Below are 23,611 nucleotides of genomic sequence, written 5' to 3' on the forward strand. Positions count from 1 at the left end.
CCGGTTCCGTCAGGCGCCCGCCGGCCGGCCGAACAGGCCCTGCGGTCGGACGAGGAGGATGAGGGCCATCAGGCCGAACATGACGATGGTCGCCATCTCGGGAGCGAACAGCGCGGTCATGCTCACCGCGACACCCACCAGCAGCCCGGCCACCACCGCGCCGAGCAGCGAGCCCATGCCGCCGATGACGGTGACGACGAAGGCCTCCGCCAGCACCAGCGTGCCCATCTCCGGGCTCACGTTGCGCATGGGGGCCGCCAGGACGCCGCCGAGCGCGGTGAGGCCCACTCCGAGGCCGAACACGAGCAGCCAAAGCCGGCTCACGTCCACCCCCAGCACCTTCATGATGAGCGGATCGCGCGCGCCGGCCCGTACGATGAGGCCGAAGCGCGTCTTCTCCAGCGCCACCCAGAGCAGCAGCAGGATGACCGCCACCACGCCGACCACGAACAGCCGGTAGATGGGGAAATAGCCGACCCCGAGGTCCACCACGCCCTGCAGGGCGTCGGGCGCGGAGAACGGGATGCCGTCCGTGCCGAAGGTGATGCGCACGGTCTCCACCAGCACGTAGCCGAGGCCGAAGGTGAGGAGCAGCGGGTCATCCGGCGTGCGGCCATAGAGCGGCCGGATCAGGAAGCGCTCGATGAGCATGCCGAGCACGCCCACGGCGATGGGCGCGACGATGAGCGCCCACCAGAAGCTTCCCGTCTGCGCGGCGATCCACAGCCCCGCATAGGCACCCACCATGAATAGGGCACCATGGGCGAAATTCACGATGCCGAGCATGCCGAACACGATGGTGAGCCCGAGGGCGACCATCACCAGGATCGCCCCGAGGGCGAGCCCGGAGAACAGCTGCATGAGGATGAGTTCAAGGTCCATCGGGCGTCTCTCGGGGCGGACGGGGCATCTTCTCCCCTCTCCCTTCGAAGTCGGCTGTTGCCGACTTCGACTTTCGCGAGCCGAACTCGGCAACAGCCGAGGTCGGGCGGGAGAGGGGCTGGAGGTTGAGGGGGCAGGAGTGCTTTCGCCAACGCCAGTATCCGGCCCGACGGCGGCACACCCCTCACCCCGACCCTCTCCCGCAAGGGGAGAGGGAGTTTGATGGCGGGGAGAAGGAAAAAATCCTCAGGTCGGGAAGCCCAGCTCGCCGCAGGAGCGCAGCATCTGCTCCGAGCCGGGGACGTTCTCCACGATGTCGAACAGGTCCTGCTCGCTCTTCATGTCGGCCTTGGCCTTGGACTTCAGCACCAGCACCGACTGCACCGACTGGTGATCGCACTTGCGGAAGTATTGCGGACCCTTGGCCACGTCATACTTCAGGCCTTCCAGCGCCTCGATCACCTTGTCCGTGTCTGTGCCGCCGGCTTTCGCCATGGCCAGCAGCAGGGCCGAAACACCAGTGAAGCCATAGGCACCGTAGTCCGTGGGCAGGGAGCCATAGGCCGCCTTGTAGGCGTCGTTGAAGGCCTTGGCGGAGGGAATGGTGCTCTCCAGCGCCCAATAATAGTTGGCGCCGCCGATGATGCCCTCGAACACGTCGGGCGCCACCGCGATGCGCTGGTTGTGCAGCAGCACGGGCACCACGATCTGCATCTGCTTCTTCATGCCGAAGTCGTTGGCCTGCTTGATCGAGTTGGCCTGATCGCGACCGAAGTTGCAGATGGCCAGGATGTCCGGCTTGAGGGCGCGGATGCGCGGCATCAGCGTGGAATAATCCGCCGCGCCGAACGGATGCAGGATCTCGCCGACGATCTCGGCGCCCAATTCGCCGGCCGCGCGCTTGAAGCCGCGCATCATCTCATGGCCATAGGCGTAGTCGGCGCCCAGCAGGACCACCTTCGAGCCCTTCTTGAAGGTCGCCCGCGCCACCGCGGCCGTGGTCATGTGCGGGTTCAGCGCCTCGTGGAAGGTGTATTTCGAGAAGTCCTTCACCTCGTTGATGGTGTCGGACTGGCTGATGGAGACGTAGATGACGCCACGGGCGCGCGTCACCTCGTTCACCGCAAGCTGGACGGCGCTGGAGAGCGCGCCGACCACCGCATGCACCTTGTCCTTCTCGATCAGCTCAAGGGTGCGGGTGGCGGCCTCGCCGGCGTTCAGCTTGTCGTCGCGGACCAGCAGCTCGACCTTGCGGCCGGCGATGCCGCCCTTGTCGTTGACGAGCTTCACGGCGAGTTCCGCGCTCTTCACCTGGTCCTTCGCCTCAGCGCCGAAAGGTCCGGTGAGCGGGGTGGGGAAGCCGATGCGGATGGCTTCGGCCTGCGCGCGCACGATGGCCGGCGAGGCGATGAGGCCGACGCCCGCGGCGCCGAGGCCGGCGAGCACGGTGCGGCGGGATACGCTGGAGAGGGGATGGTCGGTGCGCTTGGTCATGAAATCCTCCCGGTGAGTCTTGTTTTTTGGCTGTGGGCGGTCGTCAGTAGGCGCCGAGCGCTTTCAGGATGCGCGCGGGGGTCATGGGAATCTGGGTCAGCTCGGCGTTGAGCGGCGCGAGCGCGTCGTTGACGGCATTGAGCGCGGCGGCGGACGAAGCGGCGGTGCCCGCCTCCCCGCAGCCCTTGGCGCCGAGCTCGGTGTCGCGGGTCGGCGTTTCCATGTGGGCGATGACGATGTCCGGCATCTCGCAGGACATCGGCACGAGATAATCGGCCAGCGAGCCGTTCACGAGCTGGCCCGCATCGTCGTAGCGGCATTCCTCGAAGAAGGCGGCGCCAAGCCCTTGCACGACGCCGCCGCGCACCTGCTCCTCCACCAGGAGCGGGTTGATGATACGGCCGCAATCCTCCACCACGAAGTGCTTCAGGATTTTGACGAGCCCCGTCTCCGTATCCACCTCCACATGGCAGCCGTGGATGCCGTTGGTGAAAGCGAAGGGATAGCCGGACGGAGCGAAATGATGCGCCACCGTGAGCTGGGCATCGGTGCCCGGGGGCAGCGTGTCGGAGCGGAAATAGGCGATGCGCGCCACCTCGGCGAGGCTGAGGCGCGCGGTGCCGCCGGCCCTGTCCACCACCTCGGCATCGACGAGATCGAGGTCGTCCGGCTGCGCCTGGAGGATGGCGGCGGCAACGTTCAGCACGTTGGCCTTGAGCTTCCGCGCCGCCTGCAACGCCGTCTCGCCGCCGATGCCGGCACCACGGCAGGCCCAGGTCGCACCGCCATGGGGCGTTACCTCGGTGTCGCCGGTGATGACGCGCACGATGTCGCGCGAGACGCCGAGATAATCGGCGACGATCTGGCCGATGATGGCCTCCGTCCCCTGCCCCTGCTCCGTCACCGAGATGAGGCAGCGCACCTCGCCGGAGGGGGTGATCTGGATGACCGCCCCATCCTGCGCCGAGATGCGCGCGCCGCCGATGCCGTAGAAGGCGGGCGTGGGATTGGTGATCTCCACGAAAGCCGCGATGCCGATGCCACGATGGATGCCGCGGGCGCGCAGCTCCGCCTGCTCGGCGCGCAGGCGATCGTAATCCATCAGCGTCTTGAGCTTGGCGAGGCAGGCCTCGTGGGAGAGTTGCTCGAACTTGTAGCCTGTGAGCGATTGGCAGGGATAGGCATCGTCCGGAATGAGGTTGCGCGCGCGCACCTCGAACGGGTCGAGGCCAGTCGCGGCCGCCGCCTTCTCCATCAGATGCTCGGTCACGGCGCAGGCGATGGGATGGCCGACGGCGCGATACTGGCTGGTCTGCGTCTTGTTCTGGAACACCACCTTCAGGTCGGCGCGATAGGCCTCCAGCCGATAGGGCGCGCCGATGAGGCGGATGACCTGGTTGCCCTCCACCGCGCTGGTGCGGGGATAGGTGGAGAAGGGGCCGATGGCGGTCTCGTCCTCCACCGCCATGGCGAGGATCCGGCCGTCCGCCCCCACTGCCGCCTTCGCCTTCACGCGATGGTCGCGGGCATGGATGTCGGAGACGAAGGCCTCCAGCCGGTCGGCCACATATTTCACCGGCCGGCGAGCCAGCATGGACAGGCCGATAACCGCCATGTCCTCGTGATAGACGTGCAGCTTCACACCGAAGGAGCCGCCGACATCCGGGGCCGCAACGCGCACCCGGCCCTCCGGAATGCCGTAGTGCCGCGAATAGAGATCCTGGAACTGGAACGGCGTCTGGGTGCCGTGGTGGACGGTGAGCGCGTGCACGCTGGCATCGTAATCGGCGATGAGCGCGCGCGGCTCCAGCGTCACGCCGGTATGGCGGCCGAAGGCGAGATCCGCCTCCACGACATGCGCGGCAGAGGCGAAAAGATCGTCGACCGCGCCGCTTTCCAGCGAAGAACGGAAGCACAGATTGTCGGCGAAGCCCTCGACGAGACGCGGCGCATCGGGCGCGAGCGCGGTGTCGAGATCGGCGAGGATGGGAAGATCCTCGAATTCGATCTCCACCAGCTCGCAGGCATCCTCGGCAGCGGCACGGCTTTCCGCCACCACGGCCACCACCGCCTGCCCGCTCCAGGTCACGCGATCGAGCGGCAGCGGGAGCTGGGGCTCGGACTTCATGCCCTTGAAATGATCGAGCGTGCCGACCCATGGCGTGCAGAGCTTCGCAAGGTCCTCGCCCGTCGCCACCAGCGCGACACCGGGCGCCGCGCGCGCGGCCTCCACATCGATGCGCAGAATGCGCGCATGGGCGAAAGGCGAGCGCACGAAGGCCGCATGGAGCATGCGCGGCAGCTTCATGTCGGTGACGTAATTGCCCCGCCCGGCCACGAGCCTCTTGGCATTGGGGCGCGGCAGCGGACGGCCCACATGGACGCCCGGCTGGAGATGGGGCGCGGCGCCGAGGGGACGATCGAACGGCGCGTTCATTCCGCGCCCTCCCCGTTCAGCTTGCGGGCGGCGGCCTCAATGGCGTCCACGATAGCCTCATAGCCGGTGCAGCGGCAGTAATTGCCGGAAATGGCGTCGCGAATTTCCTCGCGATCCGGCACCGTGCCTTTCGTGATCAGGGCATGGGCGTTCACCAGCATGCCCGGCGTGCAGAAGCCGCATTGCAGCGCGTTGCGCTCGTGAAACGCCTGCTGGAGCGGCGCCAGCGCGCCGCTGGCCACCAGCCCCTCCACCGTCTCGACGCGCTGGCCCTGCGCCTGAACGGCGAAGACGAGGCAGGAATGGACGGGAACGCCGTCCAGCAGCACGAGGCAGGCACCGCACGCGCCCATCTCGCAGCCCACATGGGTGGCGGTGAGTTCGAGGTCCGTGCGCAGGAAGTCCGCCAGCGTCGTGCGCGGCGCGACCATGCGCGCGGTTTCCACGCCGTTGACGGTGAGCGTGAGGGGGACGGCGCCCGCCATCATGTTCATCAGCAGGTCTCCAGCTTGCGCAGCAGACGGCCCAGCAGCACGCGGGCGAGGTGCCGGCGCATGGCGGCGGGGATTTCGGCGTCGTCGAGCGGGTCGATGTCCGCATCAAGCGCGCGCTGGGCCGCGGCGATGGCGTCGGCGTCGAGCGCCTTGCCGGCGATCTCGGCCTCAGCATTGCGGGCGCGCACCGGCGTCGGACCAACCGAGAAAAGAGCGATGCGCGGGTTCGCGATCACTGCCCCGTCGCGCTCGGCGAGAACGCCGCCACCGACCATGGCGTAATCGCCGCGCCGGCGTGCCATCTCATCGAAGGCCCAGACATGGCGCGGACCGGCAGCCGGCACATGCAGCGCCACGAGGATTTCACCGGGCACCATCGCCGTCTGGTAGAGATCCTGGAAGTAATCGTCCGCCGGGACGCGCCGAAGCCCGGACGCGCCGGAAATCTCCATCTCCGCGCCCATGGCCAGCATCATCGCGGGGAATTCTGACGCCGGATCGGCCAGCGCCACGCTGCCGCCGACCGTGCCGCGATTGCGGATGGCGGGATGGGCGACGAAGGGCGCAGCGGCCGCCAGCAACGGCGCATGGGCGCGGATGAGCGGCTCGGTCAGCGTTTCGGCGTGGCGGGTGAGGCCACCTATGCGCAGGCTCTCCCCCTCAAGCTGGATGCCGCGCATCTCGGGAATCGCGGAGAGGTCGATGAGAACCTGCGGCGCCTGAAGCCGCATCGCCAGCGCCGGCACGAGGCTCTGGCCGCCGGAGATATAGCTCGCGTCCCCATCGGCCCCGTCGAAGGCGGCATGCGCTTCGGCAAGGGATGAGGGACGCGCATAGGCGAAAGCGCGGGCTTTCAAGGCAGTCCTCCCGGTTCTCGTGGCTTCATTTTTGTGACCACTTGGTCACAACATGATCTCAGGCCCATCTTCCTGTCAATAGTGCTGCCGCGCGAATGTCGGTGAACTTGGGGCGTGCCCGCCGCGATGCCGATTTTGCAATGCATCACAACGCTATTCCCATATGTATATAGGATTAAACATACCTCTCTTCTTTTCCTCGACTTGCACCTTCTCGCCCGGCCCGTGCAGCGCGGCCAACCGCCGCCGACTCCCTCCTGTGATCGGAAGCCCTTGGTGACACGGAGCGCTTGCGCTATCGCAGGAATGGTGGGCGCCCGGCCCATGCGCCGAACGGACGAGCCTTGAAGCCCCCTCCCGACCCGAAGCCGACTCCGCCCGCCCGCCGCCGCCAGCACATGCGCGCGGCGGATCGCGAGCAGGCGATCATCGAGGAAGCCGTCCGCTTCTTCGCCGAGCACGGGTTCGAGGGTCAGACCCGCGAACTGGCGAAGCGGATGGGAATTACCCATTCCGCCATCTATCGCTACATCCCTTCCAAGGAAGCGCTCATCGAGCGGGTGTACGAGCACGTCTATCTCAGCCGCTGGAAGGCGGACTGGGCGGCGCTGGTGACGGACCGATCGATGCCGCTGGAAGCCCGGCTCACCCAATTCTATCTCGAATATGTCGAGAAGGTTTTCGATTACCACTGGGTGCGGATCTTCGCGTTCTCGGGCCTGAAGTCGTTCGACATCACCAGCCGCTATCTCACCATCGTCCGTGACCAGATCATTTTACCGGCCTGCGCCGAGTTGCGCGCAGAGCTGAAGCTGCCGCCCCCGAGCGAGACTCCCGTGAGCGAGCGCGAGGCGGAGCTGTTCTGGGGGCTGCACGGGCGCATCTTCTATCTCGCCATCCGCCGCTATGTGTACGGGACCACAACCCCGGAGAATCTCGATCCCGTGGTGAGAGACGCCGTACGCGCCTTCCGGGCCGGCGTCGCGCCCGTGCTGACGGACATCCTCGCGCAAGCCGATTCCTGAATGATTGCAAGCGCGGCCTTAGGCAACGCTGGCTCACGCAAGGTCATCTGGCCCCCTCGCCAAAGCGGGCGTCGCTTGGTAAAGTTTCCGTGCGATCGGCCTTGTTCTCGCCGTCGTGATCTGGTCTAGCGAGGGGCGTAAAGGGAAAAGAAACCGAATTTCGGCAGGTTTGCAGGGCTGGAGGGACTGTGCGGCGGGGCCGCGCGGGCGCGGCGTTCCGGGCGGTGGTCGGTCGGAGATGATCCGAACCGGGTATGGCTTGTGCGGTGCGGTAGACCGAAGGACCCTGGGATGGACGAACGGAGCCGGCAGCGACCGGCAGCGCTGATAGCGGGGACCATGAGGCACTCGGACCGTCAGGAATTCGCGGCTTGGCAGGACCACGCGGGCGACCAGCACGCACGCGGGGACCATGATGCCGGTTTGCGTGAACACGGTGAGTGGGACCGCGACGAGGCCGATCCCCACGCCGACTGGCATGACCGGGCCGACTGGCACTGGACGCCCCATATTCACGAGGAAGAGGTCGACGCCTCGGACTACGATCCCCACGCTGGCGATCCGCGTCCCGAAGGGCTCTCCCGCCGCGGCACGCTCGTCGGCATCGGCACCGGGATTGTCGCCGGGCTGCTGGTTGCCGCTGGAGCGGTCTGGTATTCGCAGGGCTCGTTCGCATTCGGCGTCTCCGCGCCGCCGCCTCAGGTATCGCAGCGCCCCGTGGTGCGCGAGCTGAGCATGGCGGCCGCCGGCGCGACCGTGACGGAGATTTCCCTCGTCGTCGGCTCCGGGTCTCTGGGCGTCGATGCCTCAAGCATCTACCTCACCAACGTCGCCGCCGATGGCCGGTCCTTCGCCGCCACGGCAGAGCCTTCCGACAATTCCCAGCGCCTCACCGGCCGCGTCGTGCCGCTGCCCATGGCCAATCCGCTGAACCGCAACCAGGTCGCGGCGGCGGACGGAATAAAGGCCCTGGAACAGTTCGATCAGGGTGCGGTGCCCCTGCCCCTGCGCAAGCCGGCCATGCCGACCCAGCGCCTAGCGTACGCCTCTCTTCCCGACGCCTCGCTCACGGACGCGCCCTCCGCAGTCCCAGGCAGCCAGGCTCCGACGCCGGATACCCCGACCCCGTTGTCCGAGGATGAGCCGGCCCTGCCCTCCGCCGGCAGCGGCTATGCCATCTACGATATCAAGGCCAAGGTGGTCTACATGCCGAACGGGGATCGGCTGGAGGCCCATTCGGGCTACGGCGATACCTTCGACGACATCCGTGCCGTCAACAAGCGCATGGTGGGCCCCACCCCGCCCAACACCTACCAGCTGACCATGCGCGAATCGCTGTTCCATGGAACAGAGGCGGTGCGCCTCAACCCGGTCGGAACGGGCAGGATGTATGGCCGCACGGGCATCCTCGCGCATCCCTATCTCCTTGGTCCGCGTGGCGATTCCAACGGCTGCGTCTCCATCAAGGACTACGGCCGCTTCCTCGCCGCCTTTAAGCGGGGCGAGGTCAAGAAAATGGTCGTGGTGGCCGAGCTGAAGAACGGTCCGAAGCGCGAAGAGAATTTCCTCCTGTCCTTCCTGAAGCCGAAGGACTGACGGCGGCGCGGGTGCCTTCACCAAGGGTATCACCTTGGGTCAAGAGGACTTAAGGCCGAGCCCATCTCGGGCTATAAGGGGTGCGGAGGAACGCACCTATGAGCTTTAAATTCCTGACGAGACTGGTATCTGCCGCGGCCATCGGCTTCGCCGCCATGACCGCGACCGCCTCGGCGCAGACTTATCCGGACCGGCCCGTCCGCCTTGTCGTGCCCTTCGCCGCCGGCGGCTCCACCGACATCGTTGCCCGCATCATCGCCGCCAAGATGAGCGAGATCCTGAAGCAGCAGGTGATCGTCGAGAATCGCGCGGGCGCGGGCGGCAATGCGGGCGCTGCGGCGGTGGCCCGGTCTGCACCGGACGGCTACACCGTGCTGATGGGCACGGTCGCGACCCATGCCATCAATCCCGCCCTCTATGTGAAGATGCCCTACGACCCGGTGAAGGACTTCGCGCCGGTGTCCCTGCTGGTCAACGTGCCCAACGTCATCGTCGTCAATCCGTCGCTGAACGTGAAGACGGTGAAGGAGCTGATCGACCTGCTGAAGGCCAACCCCGACAAGTACGACTACGCCTCGTCCGGCATCGGGACGCCGCTGCACCTGTCGGGCGCCCTGTTCGAGAGCATGTCCGGCACCAAGATGGTGCATGTGCCCTACAAGGGCGCCGGGCCGGCGCTGCTCGACGTGGTGGGCGGTCAGGTGAAGATCATGTTCGACAATCTGCCGTCGTCCATCGGCCAGATCCGCAAGGGTGGCGTCATCGGGCTCGCGGTGACCACCAAGGAGCGTTCGCCGGCCGCGCCGGAGATTCCGACCGTCGCGGAATCGGGCCTGCCCGGATACGAGACCTACAGCTGGAACGCGATCTTCGCGCCCGCCGGTACCCCGCAGGCCTATATCGACATTCTCGCCAAGGCCGGCGCGGAAGCGGTGGCGGACCCCGCGGTGAAGGCGCGCCTCGCCGACCTGTCGGCCGTTGCGGTCGGCTCCACCCCGGCCCAGCTCGCCGACCATGTGAAGGCCGAAATCGCCAAATGGGGCCCGGTGGTCAAGGCGTCCGGCGCGTCGGTGAACGAGTAGTCGAACCGAAGGGCCAGCCTGCCCCTGCGGCGCGGTTGCGCCTTCGGGCGGGGATGAGGATGCTGCAGGCGCGGGGGGCACCTCCGCGCCTGTTTTGCGTCACGACACCCGGACCCATCCATTGCCGATGCCACGCCTGCTGCCCGCCCTCCTCCTCGCCCTTCTGCCGACCGCCGGCCACGCCAACGACGACGTGCTCAGGCGCACCGCCGCCGGCGCGGAGCAGGTGTTGCAGACGGTGGACTACGCCAACACGCGCTATTCCCCGCTGAAGCAGATCGATACCGCCAATGTCGGCCGCCTCCAGGTGGCTTGGACCTTCTCCACCGGCGTGCTTCGGGGCCATGAGGGCGCGCCCTTGGTGGTGGGGGACGTGATGTATGTCCACACCCCCTTTCCCAATGTGGTCTACGCCCTCGACCTGAAGAACGACGGCCGCATCCTGTGGAAATACGAGCCACGCCAGAAGAAGGACGTGGCGGCGGTGATGTGCTGCGATCTCGTCAATCGCGGCCTCGCCTATGCGGACGGCCTTATCTTCCTGCATCAGGCCGACACCACCATCGTGGCGCTCGATGCGAAGACGGGCACGAAGCGCTGGTCGGTGGCGAACGGCGACCCGGCGCTCGGCGCCTCCAACACCGCCACCGTGATGCCGGTGAAGGACAAGCTCATCGTCGGCATCTCCGGCGCCGAGGCCGGCGTGCGCGGACATCTCTCCGCTTATGATCTGAAGGACGGCCACCTCGTCTGGCGCGCCTACAGCACCGGGCCGGATGCGGACATGCTGTTCGATCCGGAGAAGACCACGGAGCTGGGCCGGCCTGTGGGCCGAGACTCATCACTGAAGAGTTGGTCCGGCGAGCAGTGGAAGATCGGTGGCGGCGCCACCTGGGGCTGGTTCGCCTACGATCCGAAGCTGAACCTCGTCTATTACGGCACAGCGAATCCCGCCACCTGGAACCCCACCCAGCGGCCGGGCGACAACAAATGGTCCGACACCATCATCGCCCGCGACGCGGACACCGGTGTCGCCCGCTGGGTCTATCAGATGACCCCCCACGACGAGTGGGACTATGACGGCGTCAACGAGATGATCCTGACCGAGCAGGAGGTGGACGGGAAGCCCACGCCGCTCCTCACCCATTTCGACCGCAACGGCTTCGCCTACACCCTGAACCGGGAAACGGGCGCCCTGATTCGCGCCGGGAAATACGAGACGACGGCCAACTGGGCGACCGGCATCGATCTCGACCCCGCCAGCCCCGCCTATGGCCGGCCGAAGCGCGATCCCGCTTTTTCCACCGAGCGAGACGGCGAGGATGTCACCTACACCGGCATCTGCCCCTCCTCGCTCGGCGCCAAGAACCAGCAGCCGGCGGCCTTCTCGCCGCAGACCCGCCTGTTCTACGTGCCCGTCACCCGCATGTGCATGGATTACGAGCCGTTCCACGTGGATTACGTGCCCGGCCAGCCCTATGTGGGCGCCACCCTCGCCATGCACCCCGCCCCCGGCACGGACGGCAGCACGGGCGCCTTTGTGGCGTGGGATGCGCTGAAGGGCGCGGCTGTGTGGTCGAAGCCGGAGCTGTTCTCGGTCTGGTCGGGGGCGCTGGCGACGGCGGGGGGTGTTGTCTTCTACGGCACGCTCGAAGGTTGGCTGAAGGCGGTGGATGCGAAGACGGGGCAGGAGCTCTACCGCTTCAAGACGCCCTCCGGCATCGTCGGCAACGTCACCACCTTCATGCAGGGCGGCCGGCAATATGTGGCCGTGCTCTCGGGCGTCGGCGGCTGGGCCGGCATCGGCCTCGCTGCCGGCCTCAGCGACCCCGGCGACGGCTCCGGCGCCAACGAGGCCTATGCGGCGCTGAACCAGTATACGGCGCTGGGCGGCCAGCTGACTGTGTTCGCCCTGCCGAGGGGGGAGTGAGGGCGGCGCGGTCTGAAAGCATCGCCGCAGGGCGTCTCGCCCCGGATCATCCGCCCGTCATCGCCCGGCTCGTCCGGGCGATCCACCCCTCCGCCGGAGCGCTGACCGGAAACCCGAACCCGCCCAACAGTGGATCGCCCGGACGAGCCGGGCGATGACAGCTCCCAGTTTCCCTTCTCCCGCAAGGGGAGAGGGAGTTCCTTCGGCGCGCGGATGCAAAAGCCGTCCATCCCATCAAACAACCGTCATGCCCGCCCGCGCCGCCCTACTGCGCGGCGGGCGGCACCCTGCTCAAGCGGGTGGCGAGGGCTTCTCCGCGCGGCAGGAGCCGGCTGATGGGATCGCTCTTCAGGCGGGCGAAGAGGATATGGTCCTCCCATGAGCCGTTGATGCAGAGATATTCCCGCGAATAGCCCTCGCGGGTGAAGCCGCAGCTTTCCAGCAGGCGGATGGAGGCCTGATTGGATGGCATGCAGGCCGCCTCCACCCGACGCAGGTGCAGCACGTCGTGGGCCACCGGCAGCAGCGCCGTCACCGCCGCGCGCATATAGCCCTGCCCGGCATAGGGCGCCCCCATCCAGTAGCCGAGGCTCGCCGCCTGGCACACGCCGCGCCGCACGTTGGAGAGGGTGAGGCCGCCGACGAGTTCGTCGTCCACCCGGCGGAAGATGAAGAGCGGATAGGCCTCGTCCGTCACCATGTCGCGGGCGTAGCGCCGCAGGCGGCGGCGATAGGCGCCGCGGGTGAGGTCATCGGCCGGCCACAGGGGCTCCCACGGCGTGAGGAAGCCGCGGCTGATGTCGCGCAGGTTCCGCCAAGCCATGAAATCCCGCATCTGCGGCACGCGCAGATAGACCCCCTTCCCCTCGATGGCGGGGAGGGGCTCGGCCGGGAAGGGGAAGAGTGCGGACAGCCACATCAGGTTGCGCCCGAGCCAATCTCCATGCGGGGCAGGATGCTCAGCCGGGCAAGCCGGCTAATGCGTTTCGAGACGCTGCACCACCCGCGCAGCCGGTTCAAGCCCGCCCTTCGGTCCAATGACGCTGAGCGTTGGCCGCCCCCGGCCGATGAGCCGCGTCGCCGCAGCGCGCACGGCGGCCACGTCCACAGCCTCCACCTTGGCGACGATTTCCTCCACCGGAATCACCCGGCCGAAGCCGAGGATCTGCCGAGCGAGCTGGTCGGCACGGGCGCCGGAGCTTTCAAGCGCAGCCAGCAGCCCCACCTTCATCTGCGCCTTGGCGCGGGCCACCTCCAGCTCGGTCACGGTCTCCGCCGTGTCGAAGATCTGGTCCACCACCGCGTTGGAGAGCTCCTCCACGTCGCCGGTGTCGGTGCCGGCATAGATGCCGAACAGACCGGTATCCTGATAGGTCCAATGGAAGGCGTAGATGGAATAGCAGAGCCCCCGCTCCTCCCGCACATCCTGGAACAGGCGGGAGGACATGCCCCCGCCCAGCACGTTCGAGAGCACCTGAAGGGCGTGGTAGTCCGCATCCTTGTAGGAGCAGCCCTCCAACCCCATCAGCACATGCACCTGCTCGAGGTCGCGCGCGGTCAGCCGCGTGCCGCCGGCGTAGGTGGCGGGCGAAAGCTCGGGCGCCGCGCCGTTGCCGACGCCGGAGAGGCGCTTGGCGGCCTCGTCCACCAGCCGCTCATGCTCCACCGCACCGGCGGCGGACACCACCATGCGCGGCCCCCGATAGGTGCGCCCGAGATAGGCGCCGAGCTGGTCGCGGCTGAAGCCGCGCACCGTCTCCGGCGTGCCGAGGATGGAGCGGCCGACGCTCTGGCCGGGGAAGGCCTGCTCCTGGAAGAGGTCGAACACCAGGTCGTCGGGCGTGTCCATCACCGCGCCGATCTCCTGCACGATCACGTTCTTCTCCCGCTCCAGCTCGTCGGGGGCGAAGGCCGGCTCGGTGAGGATGTCGGCGAGGATGTCGATGCCGAGGCCCACGTCCTCGCCCAGCACGCGGACGTTGTAGGTGGTCTGCTCCACCGAGGTCGCGGCGTTGATGTCGCCGCCCACCTGCTCGATCTCCTCGGCGATGCGCCGGGCGGAGCGGCGGCGGGTGCCCTTGAACGCCATGTGCTCCAGAAGGTGCGAGATGCCGTGCTCGTCGCCCTTCTCGTCGCGCGCGCCGGCACCCACCCAGATGCCGAGGGACGCGGTGCCGAGATGGCTCATCTCGTCGGTGATGACGGTGATGCCGTTGTCGAGTGTCGAGATCTTCACGCTCATGCCGCGGCGCCCCGGCCGACGCGGGCATGGGTGCGGATGAAGGTCTCGATGGCCACGAGGTCGTTGGGCAGCACGCTCACGCTTTCCTTGCGGGTCAGAAGGTCCGCCATGTGCGGCGGCAGGCCGGGGCGGATGCCGGTGGCGGCTTCCACCGCATCGGGGAATTTGGCGGGATGGGCGGTGGAGAGGATCACCTGCGGCACCTTGGCGGCATGCTCCACCTTGTCCGCCACCGCCAGCGCCACCGCCGTGTGCGGATCGGCGAGATAACCGGCGGACTGGTAGAGCCTGGCGATCGTCTTCGCCGTCTCCGGCTCGTCGGCGCGGCCGGCGGAGAAATCGCCGCAGATGGTGGCGAGCGCGTCGTGCGGCACGGTGAAGGCGCCGGACTGGCCCAGCGAGGCCATGAGCTGGCGCACCTCACCACTGTCGCGGTCCAGCGCCTCGAACAGCAGGCGCTCGAAGTTCGACGACACCTGGATGTCCATGGACGGCGAGGAGGAGGGATGCACCCCCTTCACCTCATAGCGGCCGGTCTCCAGCGTGCGCACCAGGATGTCGTTGACGTTGGTGGCGATGGAGAGATCGCGGATGGGCAGGCCCATGCGCTTGGCCACATAGCCGGCGAAGATGTCACCGAAATTGCCGGTGGGCACCACGAACGACACCTCGCGGTGCGGCGCGCCCAGCGCCGTGGCGGCATAGAAATAATAGACCACCTGCGCGACGATGCGCGCCCAGTTGATGGAATTTACCCCAGCAAGCGCGAGGGAATCGCGGAAGGCGTGGTGATTGAACATGGCCTTCACATGGGCCTGGCAATCGTCGAACGTGCCTTCCACGGCGATGGCGTGGACGTTGTGCGCGTTCACGGTGGTCATCTGCCGGCGCTGCACCTCGGACACGCGCTTGTGCGGGTAGAGGATGAATACGTCCACGGCATCGGAGTGCCGGAACGCCTCGATGGCCGCGCTGCCGGTGTCGCCGGAGGTGGCGCCGACGATGGTGGCGCGGGCGCCGCGGGCGGCGAGCACATGGTCCATCATGCGGGCGAGCAACTGCATCGCCACGTCCTTGAAGGCCAAGGTCGGGCCGTGGAACAGCTCCAGCAGGAAGCGGTTGGGGCCGATCTGCGTCAGCGGCGTCACCGCCGGATGGCGGAAGGAGGCGTAGGCGTCGGCGATCATCAGATCGAGCACGCGCTCGGGCAGCGCATCGCCGACGAAGGGGGAAATCACCGCCTTGGCCACCGCCGGATAGGGTTTTCCCGCCAGCGCGGCGATCTGGTCCGCGCTCAAAGTGGGGAACGCCTCCGGCACATAGAGGCCGCCGTCGCGCGCCAGGCCAGCCAGCAGCGCATCGGAAAACGACAGGACAGGAGCTTCGCCCCGGGTGGAAACGTAACGCACGGGCCCTCGACAGGTCTTGAGAGGCCCAAAGCGGGCCTGCCGCCAAACTACCCGCAAGCGCGCTCGCGGGAAAGGCGGGGTCGCGAGGGGTGGGAGGAAGGGCGCTTGGGCGGTGAGCGCTGGCCGCCCGCGCCGTCGTCCTCCGGCTCGACCGGAGGACCAATGGTGGCGTTTGTCCCGGTGTCCGCGCGAGGGCTCAAGCGGGGGGATGGGCCCTCCGGTCGAGCCGGAGGGCGACGGTTCTTAACCCTCAGCTTTTCTCGCGCACGTAGCGGCCGGGGGCGTCCTCGATGGCGGCGAAGTGGCCGCCGCCGATGGCGCGGGCGGGAACCTCCGCTGGATAATAGCTGGAGAACCAGTTCAGCCAGTCCGGCCACCAGGAGCCCTTGTGCTCCTGGGCGCCCTGGAGCCACAGATCGTAGCTGGGGCCGGTGGGGCCGTCCGCCCAATACTGGTACTTCATCTTGGCCGGGGGGTTCACCACGCCGGCGATGTGCCCCGAGCCGGCGAGAACGTAGCGCACCGGGCCGGACAGCATGTTCGCGCCGATGAACACCGAATTGGGCGGGGCGATGTGGTCTTCCCGCGTCGCCAGCGAATAGACCGGCACGTTCACCTTGGTCATGTCGATGCGCACACCGGACAGCTCGGCGAGGCCGCGGGCGATGTTGTTGGTGAGGTAGCAGTTGCGCAGATAATAGGAGTGGTTCGCCGCCGGCATTCGGGTGGAATCGGCGTTCCAGAACAGAAGGTCGAACGGGAACGGCGCCTTGCCCTTCATGTAGTTGTTGACGACATAGGGCCAGATCAGGTCGTTCGAGCGCAGCATGTTGAAGGCCGAAGCCATCTTGCTGCCTTCGAGATATCCCGTCTGCTTCATCTTCCGCTCGATGGCGGCGAGCTGGTCCTCGTCCACGAACACCTTCAGATCGCCCGCGTGGGTGAAGTCGATCTGGGTGGTGAGGAAGGTGGCGGAGGCGATGCGGTCGTCGCCCGTCTGGGCCATGTAGGCGAGCGTCGTGGCGAGCAGGGTGCCGCCGACGCAATAGCCCATGGCGTGCGCCTGCCGCTCGCCGGTGGCGACGGCCACCTTGTCGAGGGCGGCCATGATGCCCTCGCGCATGTAGTCGTCGAAGCCCTTCTCGGCGAGGCGGGCATCGGGATTGACCCAGGAAATCACGAAGACGCTGATGCCCTGGTCCACCAGCCACTTGATGAAGGACTTCTCCGCCGTCAGGTCGAGAATGTAGAACTTGTTGATCCACGGCGGCACGATCAGCAGCGGCATCTTCTTCACGCTGCCGGTCGTGGCCTCGTACTGGATGAGCTGCATCAGGTCGTTTTCGTAGATCACCTTGCCCGGCGTGGTGGCGAGGTTGCGGCCCACCTCGAAGGCACTCAGGTCCGACTGGCGAATCTTGAGCGAGCCCTTGCCGGCGACGAGGTCCTCCTTGAGATTTTTCATCCCCTTCACGAGATTCTCGCCGGACGACGAGAAGGTCTCGCGGATCAGCTCCGGATTGGTCATCACGAAGTTGGAAGGCGAGATGGCGTTCGTCACCTGCTTCACCAGGAAGCCGGCCTTGTGCTTGATATGGGGATCAAGGCCCTCGGCCTCCTCCACCATGTCCTCCGCCCAGCGCGTGGTGACGAGATAGGCCTGCTTGAGCGCGTCGAAGATGGGGCTCTCGCGCCAGCCTTCGTCCTTGAAGCGGGCATCCCGGGCGTCCGGCGCCGTCACCGGCTCCACCTGCTCGCCGCCGAGGCGCTTCAGGGTATTGGTCCACACCGAGAGATAGCCGGCCATGAGGCGGGTCTGCGCCTCCAGCGTGCGCTGGGGATCGGTCATCCAGTATTCCGCGACCTGGCCGACGGTCTTGAGGGCGTCGGCGATGTCTTCGGCGAGATCGTCGGTCTTCGCCTGCGTGCGGGGCCCGAGATAGGCGGCAAGCGCCTTGCCGCCCTCGTCCACCATCTGCGCGAGATTCTGGGAGAAGGCCTCGATGTCGAGACCGGGGCGCGCGCCTTCGGACTTGCCGCCGGAGGACCCGTCCGCCTTGCCCTTGCTCTCGGCCTTCTGGCTCGCTGCCTCAGGCTTGGCCGTCGGCGTGGACGCGGGAGACGGGCTGTGCTGGGTCGCGGGAGGGACGACGCTGAGATGCGGGGGCGCCTCCACCGGCATCACGGGAGCGGTGGCGGATACGTTCGGCGTTTCCTCAACACGGGACATTCGCGTTTCCTTCTCGCGGGTCTTGCTCGCGGGCCGTTGCGAAACGTAGCCCATCTTTATCGCTGCCTGCGCTTCCTTCATACTCTAGAGTGTGAAAGTGACAGGATCGAGCCTCACGGCCGCGCCCGAGGCGCCTCTAGACACATCTCCTTGGTCGAACCTGCGGTACGCCCGCACGGCGGCGGCCCCACAGGAGGTATCTCGCCCCGGCATCGTCACGGCCGGGACCGGGATTCAGCCGGAACGGATAATGGACCTCTTCTCTCCGACGGCCCGTGGCCGGGCCGTCCCCTCGCTGCGCGCCGCACTTCTTCTCGCGCTGGCCGGCAGCCTCTGCGCCTGCGCGGGCGCCAACATTCCCGGGCTTTCGCCGCCGCAGACCGCGGTGCCGGAGGTGGACGCCGCCCAATTCCCCACCCTCGGCGGCCCAACCCCGGACCGGCGGGACCCGCTCACCGCAGAGCAGCAGCAGAAGCTGCAGCGCGACCTGGAGCGCCTCGCCCGCCAGCAGCAGGCGAAACAGGTCCCGCAAGCCCAGTGATCGCCGCCCGGCCGCCGGGCGTCTCTGCCTGTTGTGCGGTGCGATATCGGCGCCCTGCCCCATCGCGACCGCAATCAAGGCTTTTTCATTCACCGAACAGTGCTACAAAGCCCGACTGCCGCGCCGGGAGAGACATGCGCGGCTTCTGGAGCCATTGAGATGACGACCGATTTCCACCGCATTCGCCGGCTGCCGCCCTACGTGTTCGAGCAAGTGAACCGTGTGAAGGCCGCCGCCCGCAATGCCGGGGTGGACATCGTCGACCTCGGCATGGGCAATCCGGACCTCGATGCGCCGGCGCATGTCTATGAGAAGCTCAAAGAGACCATCGGCAAGCCGCGCACCGACCGCTATTCCGCCTCCAAGGGCATCCCCGGTCTGCGCAAGGCGCAGGCGGCCTATTACGAGCGGCGATTCGGCGTGAAGCTGGATCCCGATCGGCAGGTGGTGGCGACGCTGGGCTCGAAGGAAGGCTTCGCCAACATGGCGCAGGCCATCACCGCGCCGGGCGACGTGATCCTGACCCCCAATCCCTCCTACCCCATCCACGCCTTCGGCTTCCTGATGGCCGGCGGCGTCATCCGCTCGGTGCCGTCCGAGCCGGGGCCGGAGTTCTTCCACGCGATGGAGCGGGCAGTCCAGCACTCCATCCCCAAGCCCATCGCGGTGGTGCTGTGCTATCCCTCGAACCCCACGGCCTGCGTGGCGGACCTTGAGTTCTACAAGGACGTGGTGGCCTTCGCGAAGAAGAACGACCTCATCGTCCTCTCCGACCTCGCCTATGCCGAGCTGTATTTCGATGGCAACCCGCCCCCCTCCGTGCTGGAGGTGCCCGGTGCCATGGACGTGACGGTGGAGTTCACCTCCATGTCCAAGACCTATTCCATGGCCGGCTGGCGCATGGGCTTCGCGGTGGGCAACGAGCGCCTCATCGCCGCCCTCTCGCGGGTGAAGTCCTATCTGGACTACGGCGCCTACACCCCCATCCAGGTGGCGGCGACGGCTGCGCTCAACGGCCCGCAGGAATGCATCGCCGAGATGCGCGAGACGTACAAGAAGCGCCGCGACGCGCTGGTGGAGAGCTTCGGCCGCGCCGGCTGGAACATCCCCGTGCCTCGCGCCACCATGTTCGCCTGGTCGCCCATCCCGGAGCCCTTCCGGGCCATGGGCTCGGTGGAATTCGCCAAGCTCCTCATCGAGAAGGCGGAGGTGGCGGTGTCGCCGGGCGTCGGCTTCGGCGAGCACGGCGACGAATACGTCCGCATCGCCGTGGTGGAGAACGAGCAGCGCATCCGCCAGGCGGCGCGCAACGTGCGCCGCTTCTTCGAGCAGGCCGGCACCACGCTGCACAACGTGGTTCCACTCAGCGCCGCGCGCTGAACCTTCGCCATCGGCCCCGTCTTCCGGCGGGGCCGGTCGGGCCGGCACCCAGGCGCAGCGCGGGCTGTGGTATGACGCCGGCCGAGGACAGAAACCGGACGGACAGATGAGCGAACTGAAAGTGGGCCTCGCCGGCCTCGGCACCGTCGGGGCCGCGGTCTTCCGCATGCTCGAGCGCCGCGCCGGCGAGCTGGAGGCGCGCACCGGCCGCGCCGTGAAGGTGACCGCGGTGGCAGCCCGCGACCGCAGCCGCGACCGCGGCCTCGATCTATCAAGCGTGACCTGGTTCGAGGATCCGGCGGCGCTCGCCCGCGAGGGCGACATCGACGTGTTCGTGGAGCTGATGGGCGGCGACGGCGACCCCGCCAAGGCGGCGGTGGCCGCCGCGCTCGACCGTGGCATTCCCGTCGTCACCGCCAACAAGGCGCTGCTCGCCAAGTGCGGCGTGGACCTCGCCCGCCGGGCCGAGGCCTCGGGCGCGGGCCTGCACTTCGAGGCGGCGGTGGCGGGCGGCATCCCCATCGTGAAGACGCTGCGCGAGGCGCTGGCCGGCAACGCCATCGAGCGCGTTTCGGGCATCCTCAACGGCACCTGCAACTACATCCTCACCCGCATGGCGGACGAGAAGCTCTCCTTCCACGTCTGCCTCACCGAGGCGCAGCGGCTCGGCTATGCGGAGGCGGACCCGACCTTCGACATCGACGGCTTCGACACCGCCCACAAGCTCGCCATCCTCACCTCGCTGGCCTTCGGCACGCAGGTGGATGCGGAGGCGATCTATGTGGAGGGCATCCGCCAGCTGACCCTCGCCGATCTCGAGGCGGCGGACGATCTCGGCTACCGGGTGAAGCTGCTCGGCGTGGCGGTGAAGACCGACACCGGCATCGAGCAGCGGGTGCATCCCACCATGGTGCCCAAGCACTGGCCCATCGCGCAGGTGTCCGGCGTCACCAATGCGGTGGCGGTGGACGGCGACGCCGTGACGCTGACGCTGGTCGGCCCCGGCGCGGGCGGCGACGCGACCGCCTCGGCAGTGGTGGGCGACATCTTCGATGTGGCGCGCGGCGCCAAGGGCTATGCCTTCGGCCTGCCGGTGGAGCGCCTCGCCAAGGCCGAGCGCGCCGCCATGCAGCGCCACGAGGGCGGCTATTACATCCGCCTCGCCGTGACGAACAAGCCGGGCACCGCCGCCACCATCACCCGTCGCATGGCGGACGAGCAGATCTCGCTCGAATCCATCGTCCAGCGGCAGCCGGGCGGCGCGGCGCCGTCCGAGACGGCCCATGTGATCCTCATCACCTATGCCACCACCGAGGCCGCCGTGCGCCGCGCCATCGCCGCCATCGAGGCGGATGGCGTCGTCGCCTCCCTGCCTCAGGTCATCCGGATCGAGAAGGACTGATCCGGCGCGGCGACAAAACCAGAAGGACCGACGTCATGAGCGGTGCCCGGACCCAGAGGACGCCTGAGAAGTCTGCCCCGCGAGCCCAGCAGGTGCTCGATCGCCGCCTCGCCCTGGACATGGCGCAGGCCACGGAGCGCACCGCCGTCGCCGCCGCCCGGCTGCGCGGCCGGGGCGACGAGCAGGCCGCGGACATCGCCGCCATGGCCGCCTGCCATCGCGAGGTGAACGAGATTCCGGTCTCGGGCATGCTGGTGATCGGCGAGGGGCTGCAGGGCGAGTGCGACCAGCTGTTCGTCGGCGAAACGCTCGGGCGCGGCGGGGCCGAGGTGGACCTCGCCGTGGACGCGCTGGAGGGCACCACGCTCTGCGCCAAGAACATGGAGGGCTCGCTCTGCGTCCTCGTGCTGGCCGAGCGCCACTCCCTGCTCCAGATGCCGCCCTGCTACATGGAGAAGATCGCCATCGGGCCGGGCTATCCGGAGGGCATCGTCTCCCTCTCCCAGAGCCCGCAGGACAACATCCGCGCGCTGGCCGAGGCCAAGGGCGTGCCGCCCTCCGACGTCACCGCGCTCATCCTCGACCGGCCCCGCCATGCCGGCCTGATCGACGCCGTGCGCAAGACCGGCGCGGCCATCAAGCTCATCACCGACGGCGACGTGGCGGGCGTGGTGCACACCACCAACCCGCATGAGAGCGGCATCGACATCTATCTCGGCCTCGGCGGCGCCGCCGAGGGCGTGCTCGCCGCCGCCGCTCTGCGCTGCATCGGCGGGCAGATGGAAGGCCGCCTCGTGCTCGACACGGAGAAGAAGCGCACCCAGGCCAAGGCGCTGGGCATCACCGACTTCTCCAAGGTCTACAGGCTCGACGAGATGGTGCGCGGCGACTGCCTGTTCGCCGCCACCGGGGTCACCGACGGCGCGCTGCTGAAGGGCGTGCGCTTCGGCCGTGACGTGATCCTGACCGACACCATCGTGATGCGCGCCGCCACCGGCACGGTGCGCCGCATCGCCACCGAGCACCGCGACTTCTCCAAGTTCCGTCTGGCTTGAGCGCACCCGTCTCCCCTTGCGGAAGAGAGGCCGGTGCTGGTTATCGGTGTCATCGCCCGACTCGTCCGGGCGATCCACCTCTCCGCAGGCTGGATGTACGAAGACCAGTCCCGGTCCAGCCGTGGATTGCCCGGACGAGCCGGGCAATGACGGTCACATTTCTCCCCTCTCCCCGTGCAGCAGAGGGATCGCACGCAAGCTCTTCCCACGAAAAGCGGAACGGCCATGCGCCCGTCTGTCTTTTCCCTGACGTGGGATTGGGTGTAAGCACCTTGGCCCCGTTCGCCGGCTCCGGCCGGGCGGCGGAGACCCTCGGGAGAGCAAGATGTCTGACGCTAAGGCAAGGATCGCGGTATTGGGCGCCTCGGGCTACACCGGCTCCGAGCTTGTGCGCCTGCTGCTGCGCCATCCGCGCGCCGAGATCGTCGCGCTCACCGCGGATCGGAAGGCCGGCCAGTCCATGGCCGAGGTGTTCCCCCAGTTCGCGCCCTTCCCGCTGCCGAAGCTCGTGACCATCGACGAGGTGGATTTCACCGCCGTGGACGTGGTGTTCTGCGCCCTGCCGCATGCCACGACGCAGCTCGTCATAAAGAAAGTCTTCGACGCGGCGCCGAACGTGAAGGTGGTGGACCTTTCCGCCGACTTCCGCCTCTCCGATCCCGGCGCCTATGAGGAATGGTACGGCCATCCCCATCAGGTGCTGGAGCTCCAGAAGGAGGCGGTCTACGGCATCGCCGAGATCTATCGCGACGAAATCAGGAAGGCGCGGCTCGTCGCCAATCCGGGCTGTCATTCCTCCACCGCCATCCTGCCCATCGTGCCGCTGCTGGAGGCCGGGGCGCTGGAGCCGGAGAGCATCGTCATCGATTCCAAGACCGGCATGTCCGGTGCCGGGCGCGCGGCCAAGGAGGCGATGCTGTTCTCCGAGGTGTCGGAGGGCATCCACGCCTATGCCGTCTCGGGCCACCGGCACATGGGCGAACTGGACCAGGAATTCTCCAAGGCCGCCGGCCGGCCGGTGAAGCCCATGTTCGTGCCGGTGCTCGCGCCCATGAACCGGGGCATCTACGCCACCATCTATGTGCGCACCACCGGCGCCACCGCCGAGGACCTGCACCGCATCCTGACCGACTTCTACAAGGGCGCGCCGTTCGTCCATGTCCTGCCCTTCGGCCAGGTGCCCCAGTCGCGCCACGTGCGCGGCTCCAACATGGTGTTCCTCGGCGTGGTGGCGGACCGCCTGCCCGGCCGGGCCGTCATCGTCTCCACGCTGGACAACCTCGTGAAGGGCGCGTCCGGCTCAGCGGTGCAGAACATGAATCTCGTCATGGGCTTCCCAGAGACCGAGGGCCTGGAGCAGATCGCGCTGATGCCCTGAGGCGGGGGCTGCTCGCCGAGGCGTCCCGCCGAACCGTCACCGCTTTGCACGACTGTCATCCCCCGCCTCGTGCGGGGGATCCGCCGGGCGGCTTGTCCGCTCAGCGTCACCCGTCACCCCTGCGGCGGCAAGGTGGATCGCCCGCACACGGCGGGCGATGACGGCGGGCGGCGTGGG

18 protein-coding genes are annotated in these 23,611 nt (G+C 67.9%); 9 read left to right on the forward strand and 9 right to left on the reverse strand.

Going from position 1 to position 23,611, the window contains the following annotated elements:
- Positions 1–9 precede the first annotated feature (9 nt).
- The 5 genes from J2126_RS02120 to J2126_RS02140 form a co-directional block, all read right to left on the reverse strand.
- Complete coding sequence (locus J2126_RS02120) at positions 10–882, reverse strand: branched-chain amino acid ABC transporter permease (RefSeq protein WP_209483523.1); 873 nt, start codon at positions 880–882, stop codon at positions 10–12.
- Positions 883–1,128: 246 nt separating this feature from the next.
- On the reverse strand, positions 1,129–2,376 hold the full coding sequence (locus J2126_RS02125) for an ABC transporter substrate-binding protein (protein WP_209483525.1): 1,248 nt from the start codon (positions 2,374–2,376) through the stop codon (positions 1,129–1,131).
- A gap of 43 nt (positions 2,377–2,419) precedes the next feature.
- Positions 2,420–4,813, reverse strand: coding sequence for a xanthine dehydrogenase family protein molybdopterin-binding subunit (locus J2126_RS02130; RefSeq protein WP_209483527.1), 2,394 nt, complete (start codon positions 4,811–4,813; stop codon positions 2,420–2,422).
- Positions 4,810–5,298, reverse strand: a complete 489-nt coding sequence (locus J2126_RS02135; protein ID WP_209489760.1) for a (2Fe-2S)-binding protein — start codon at positions 5,296–5,298, stop codon at positions 4,810–4,812. The genes J2126_RS02130 and J2126_RS02135 overlap by 4 nt, the downstream gene beginning before the upstream one ends.
- A gap of 8 nt (positions 5,299–5,306) precedes the next feature.
- Positions 5,307–6,164, reverse strand: a complete 858-nt coding sequence (locus J2126_RS02140; RefSeq protein ID WP_209483528.1) for an FAD binding domain-containing protein — start codon at positions 6,162–6,164, stop codon at positions 5,307–5,309.
- A gap of 398 nt (positions 6,165–6,562) precedes the next feature.
- Here J2126_RS02140 and J2126_RS02145 point away from each other — a divergent pair, with 398 nt between their 5' ends.
- The 4 genes from J2126_RS02145 to J2126_RS02160 all read left to right on the forward strand — a co-directional run bounded on the left by J2126_RS02145 (position 6,563) and on the right by J2126_RS02160 (position 11,797).
- Positions 6,563–7,189, forward strand: a complete 627-nt coding sequence (locus tag J2126_RS02145) for a TetR/AcrR family transcriptional regulator (protein WP_209489762.1) — start codon at positions 6,563–6,565, stop codon at positions 7,187–7,189.
- Between the two features lie 423 nt (positions 7,190–7,612).
- Entirely contained in the window at positions 7,613–8,785 is a 1,173-nt protein-coding gene (locus J2126_RS02150) for a DUF2778 domain-containing protein (RefSeq protein WP_245327181.1), read from the forward strand.
- A 98-nt stretch (positions 8,786–8,883) separates the two neighbouring features.
- The gene (locus J2126_RS02155; protein ID WP_209483532.1) at positions 8,884–9,867 is read left to right on the forward strand and encodes a Bug family tripartite tricarboxylate transporter substrate binding protein; all 984 of its coding nucleotides are present in this window, start codon (positions 8,884–8,886) and stop codon (positions 9,865–9,867) included.
- A gap of 127 nt (positions 9,868–9,994) precedes the next feature.
- The gene (locus J2126_RS02160) at positions 9,995–11,797 is read left to right on the forward strand and encodes a methanol/ethanol family PQQ-dependent dehydrogenase (RefSeq protein ID WP_209483533.1); all 1,803 of its coding nucleotides are present in this window, start codon (positions 9,995–9,997) and stop codon (positions 11,795–11,797) included.
- 265 nt (positions 11,798–12,062) lie between these two features.
- On the opposite strand, the gene J2126_RS02165 is transcribed toward J2126_RS02160, so the two are convergent.
- The 4 genes from J2126_RS02165 to phaC form a co-directional block, all read right to left on the reverse strand.
- Entirely contained in the window at positions 12,063–12,716 is a 654-nt protein-coding gene (locus J2126_RS02165) for a GNAT family N-acetyltransferase (RefSeq protein WP_209483535.1), read from the reverse strand.
- Positions 12,717–12,773: 57 nt separating this feature from the next.
- Positions 12,774–14,039, reverse strand: coding sequence for a M16 family metallopeptidase (locus tag J2126_RS02170; protein ID WP_209483537.1), 1,266 nt, complete (start codon positions 14,037–14,039; stop codon positions 12,774–12,776).
- Complete coding sequence (gene thrC, locus J2126_RS02175) at positions 14,036–15,448, reverse strand: threonine synthase (protein WP_209483540.1); 1,413 nt, start codon at positions 15,446–15,448, stop codon at positions 14,036–14,038. The genes J2126_RS02170 and thrC overlap by 4 nt, the downstream gene beginning before the upstream one ends.
- A 250-nt stretch (positions 15,449–15,698) precedes the next feature.
- Entirely contained in the window at positions 15,699–17,678 is a 1,980-nt protein-coding gene (gene phaC / locus J2126_RS02180) for a class I poly(R)-hydroxyalkanoic acid synthase (RefSeq protein WP_245327182.1), read from the reverse strand.
- A 250-nt stretch (positions 17,679–17,928) separates the two neighbouring features.
- Between phaC and J2126_RS02185 the strand changes: the two genes are divergently transcribed.
- From J2126_RS02185 to argC, 5 genes are all read left to right on the forward strand, one after another.
- Entirely contained in the window at positions 17,929–18,219 is a 291-nt protein-coding gene (locus tag J2126_RS02185; protein ID WP_209483542.1) for a hypothetical protein, read from the forward strand.
- A gap of 159 nt (positions 18,220–18,378) precedes the next feature.
- Positions 18,379–19,599 (forward strand): LL-diaminopimelate aminotransferase, encoded by a 1,221-nt coding sequence (locus J2126_RS02190; RefSeq protein ID WP_209483544.1) that lies wholly within the window; start codon positions 18,379–18,381, stop codon positions 19,597–19,599.
- Between the two features lie 106 nt (positions 19,600–19,705).
- Positions 19,706–21,001, forward strand: coding sequence for a homoserine dehydrogenase (locus J2126_RS02195; RefSeq protein WP_209483546.1), 1,296 nt, complete (start codon positions 19,706–19,708; stop codon positions 20,999–21,001).
- A 35-nt stretch (positions 21,002–21,036) separates the two neighbouring features.
- The gene (gene glpX / locus J2126_RS02200) at positions 21,037–22,056 is read left to right on the forward strand and encodes a class II fructose-bisphosphatase (protein WP_209483548.1); all 1,020 of its coding nucleotides are present in this window, start codon (positions 21,037–21,039) and stop codon (positions 22,054–22,056) included.
- Between the two features lie 325 nt (positions 22,057–22,381).
- The gene (argC, locus tag J2126_RS02205) at positions 22,382–23,434 is read left to right on the forward strand and encodes an N-acetyl-gamma-glutamyl-phosphate reductase (protein ID WP_209483549.1); all 1,053 of its coding nucleotides are present in this window, start codon (positions 22,382–22,384) and stop codon (positions 23,432–23,434) included.
- Positions 23,435–23,611 lie beyond the last annotated feature (177 nt).

This window comes from Xanthobacter flavus (assembly GCF_017875275.1).
In the GTDB taxonomy this organism is placed as follows: Bacteria; Pseudomonadota; Alphaproteobacteria; order Rhizobiales; family Xanthobacteraceae; genus Xanthobacter; species Xanthobacter flavus_A.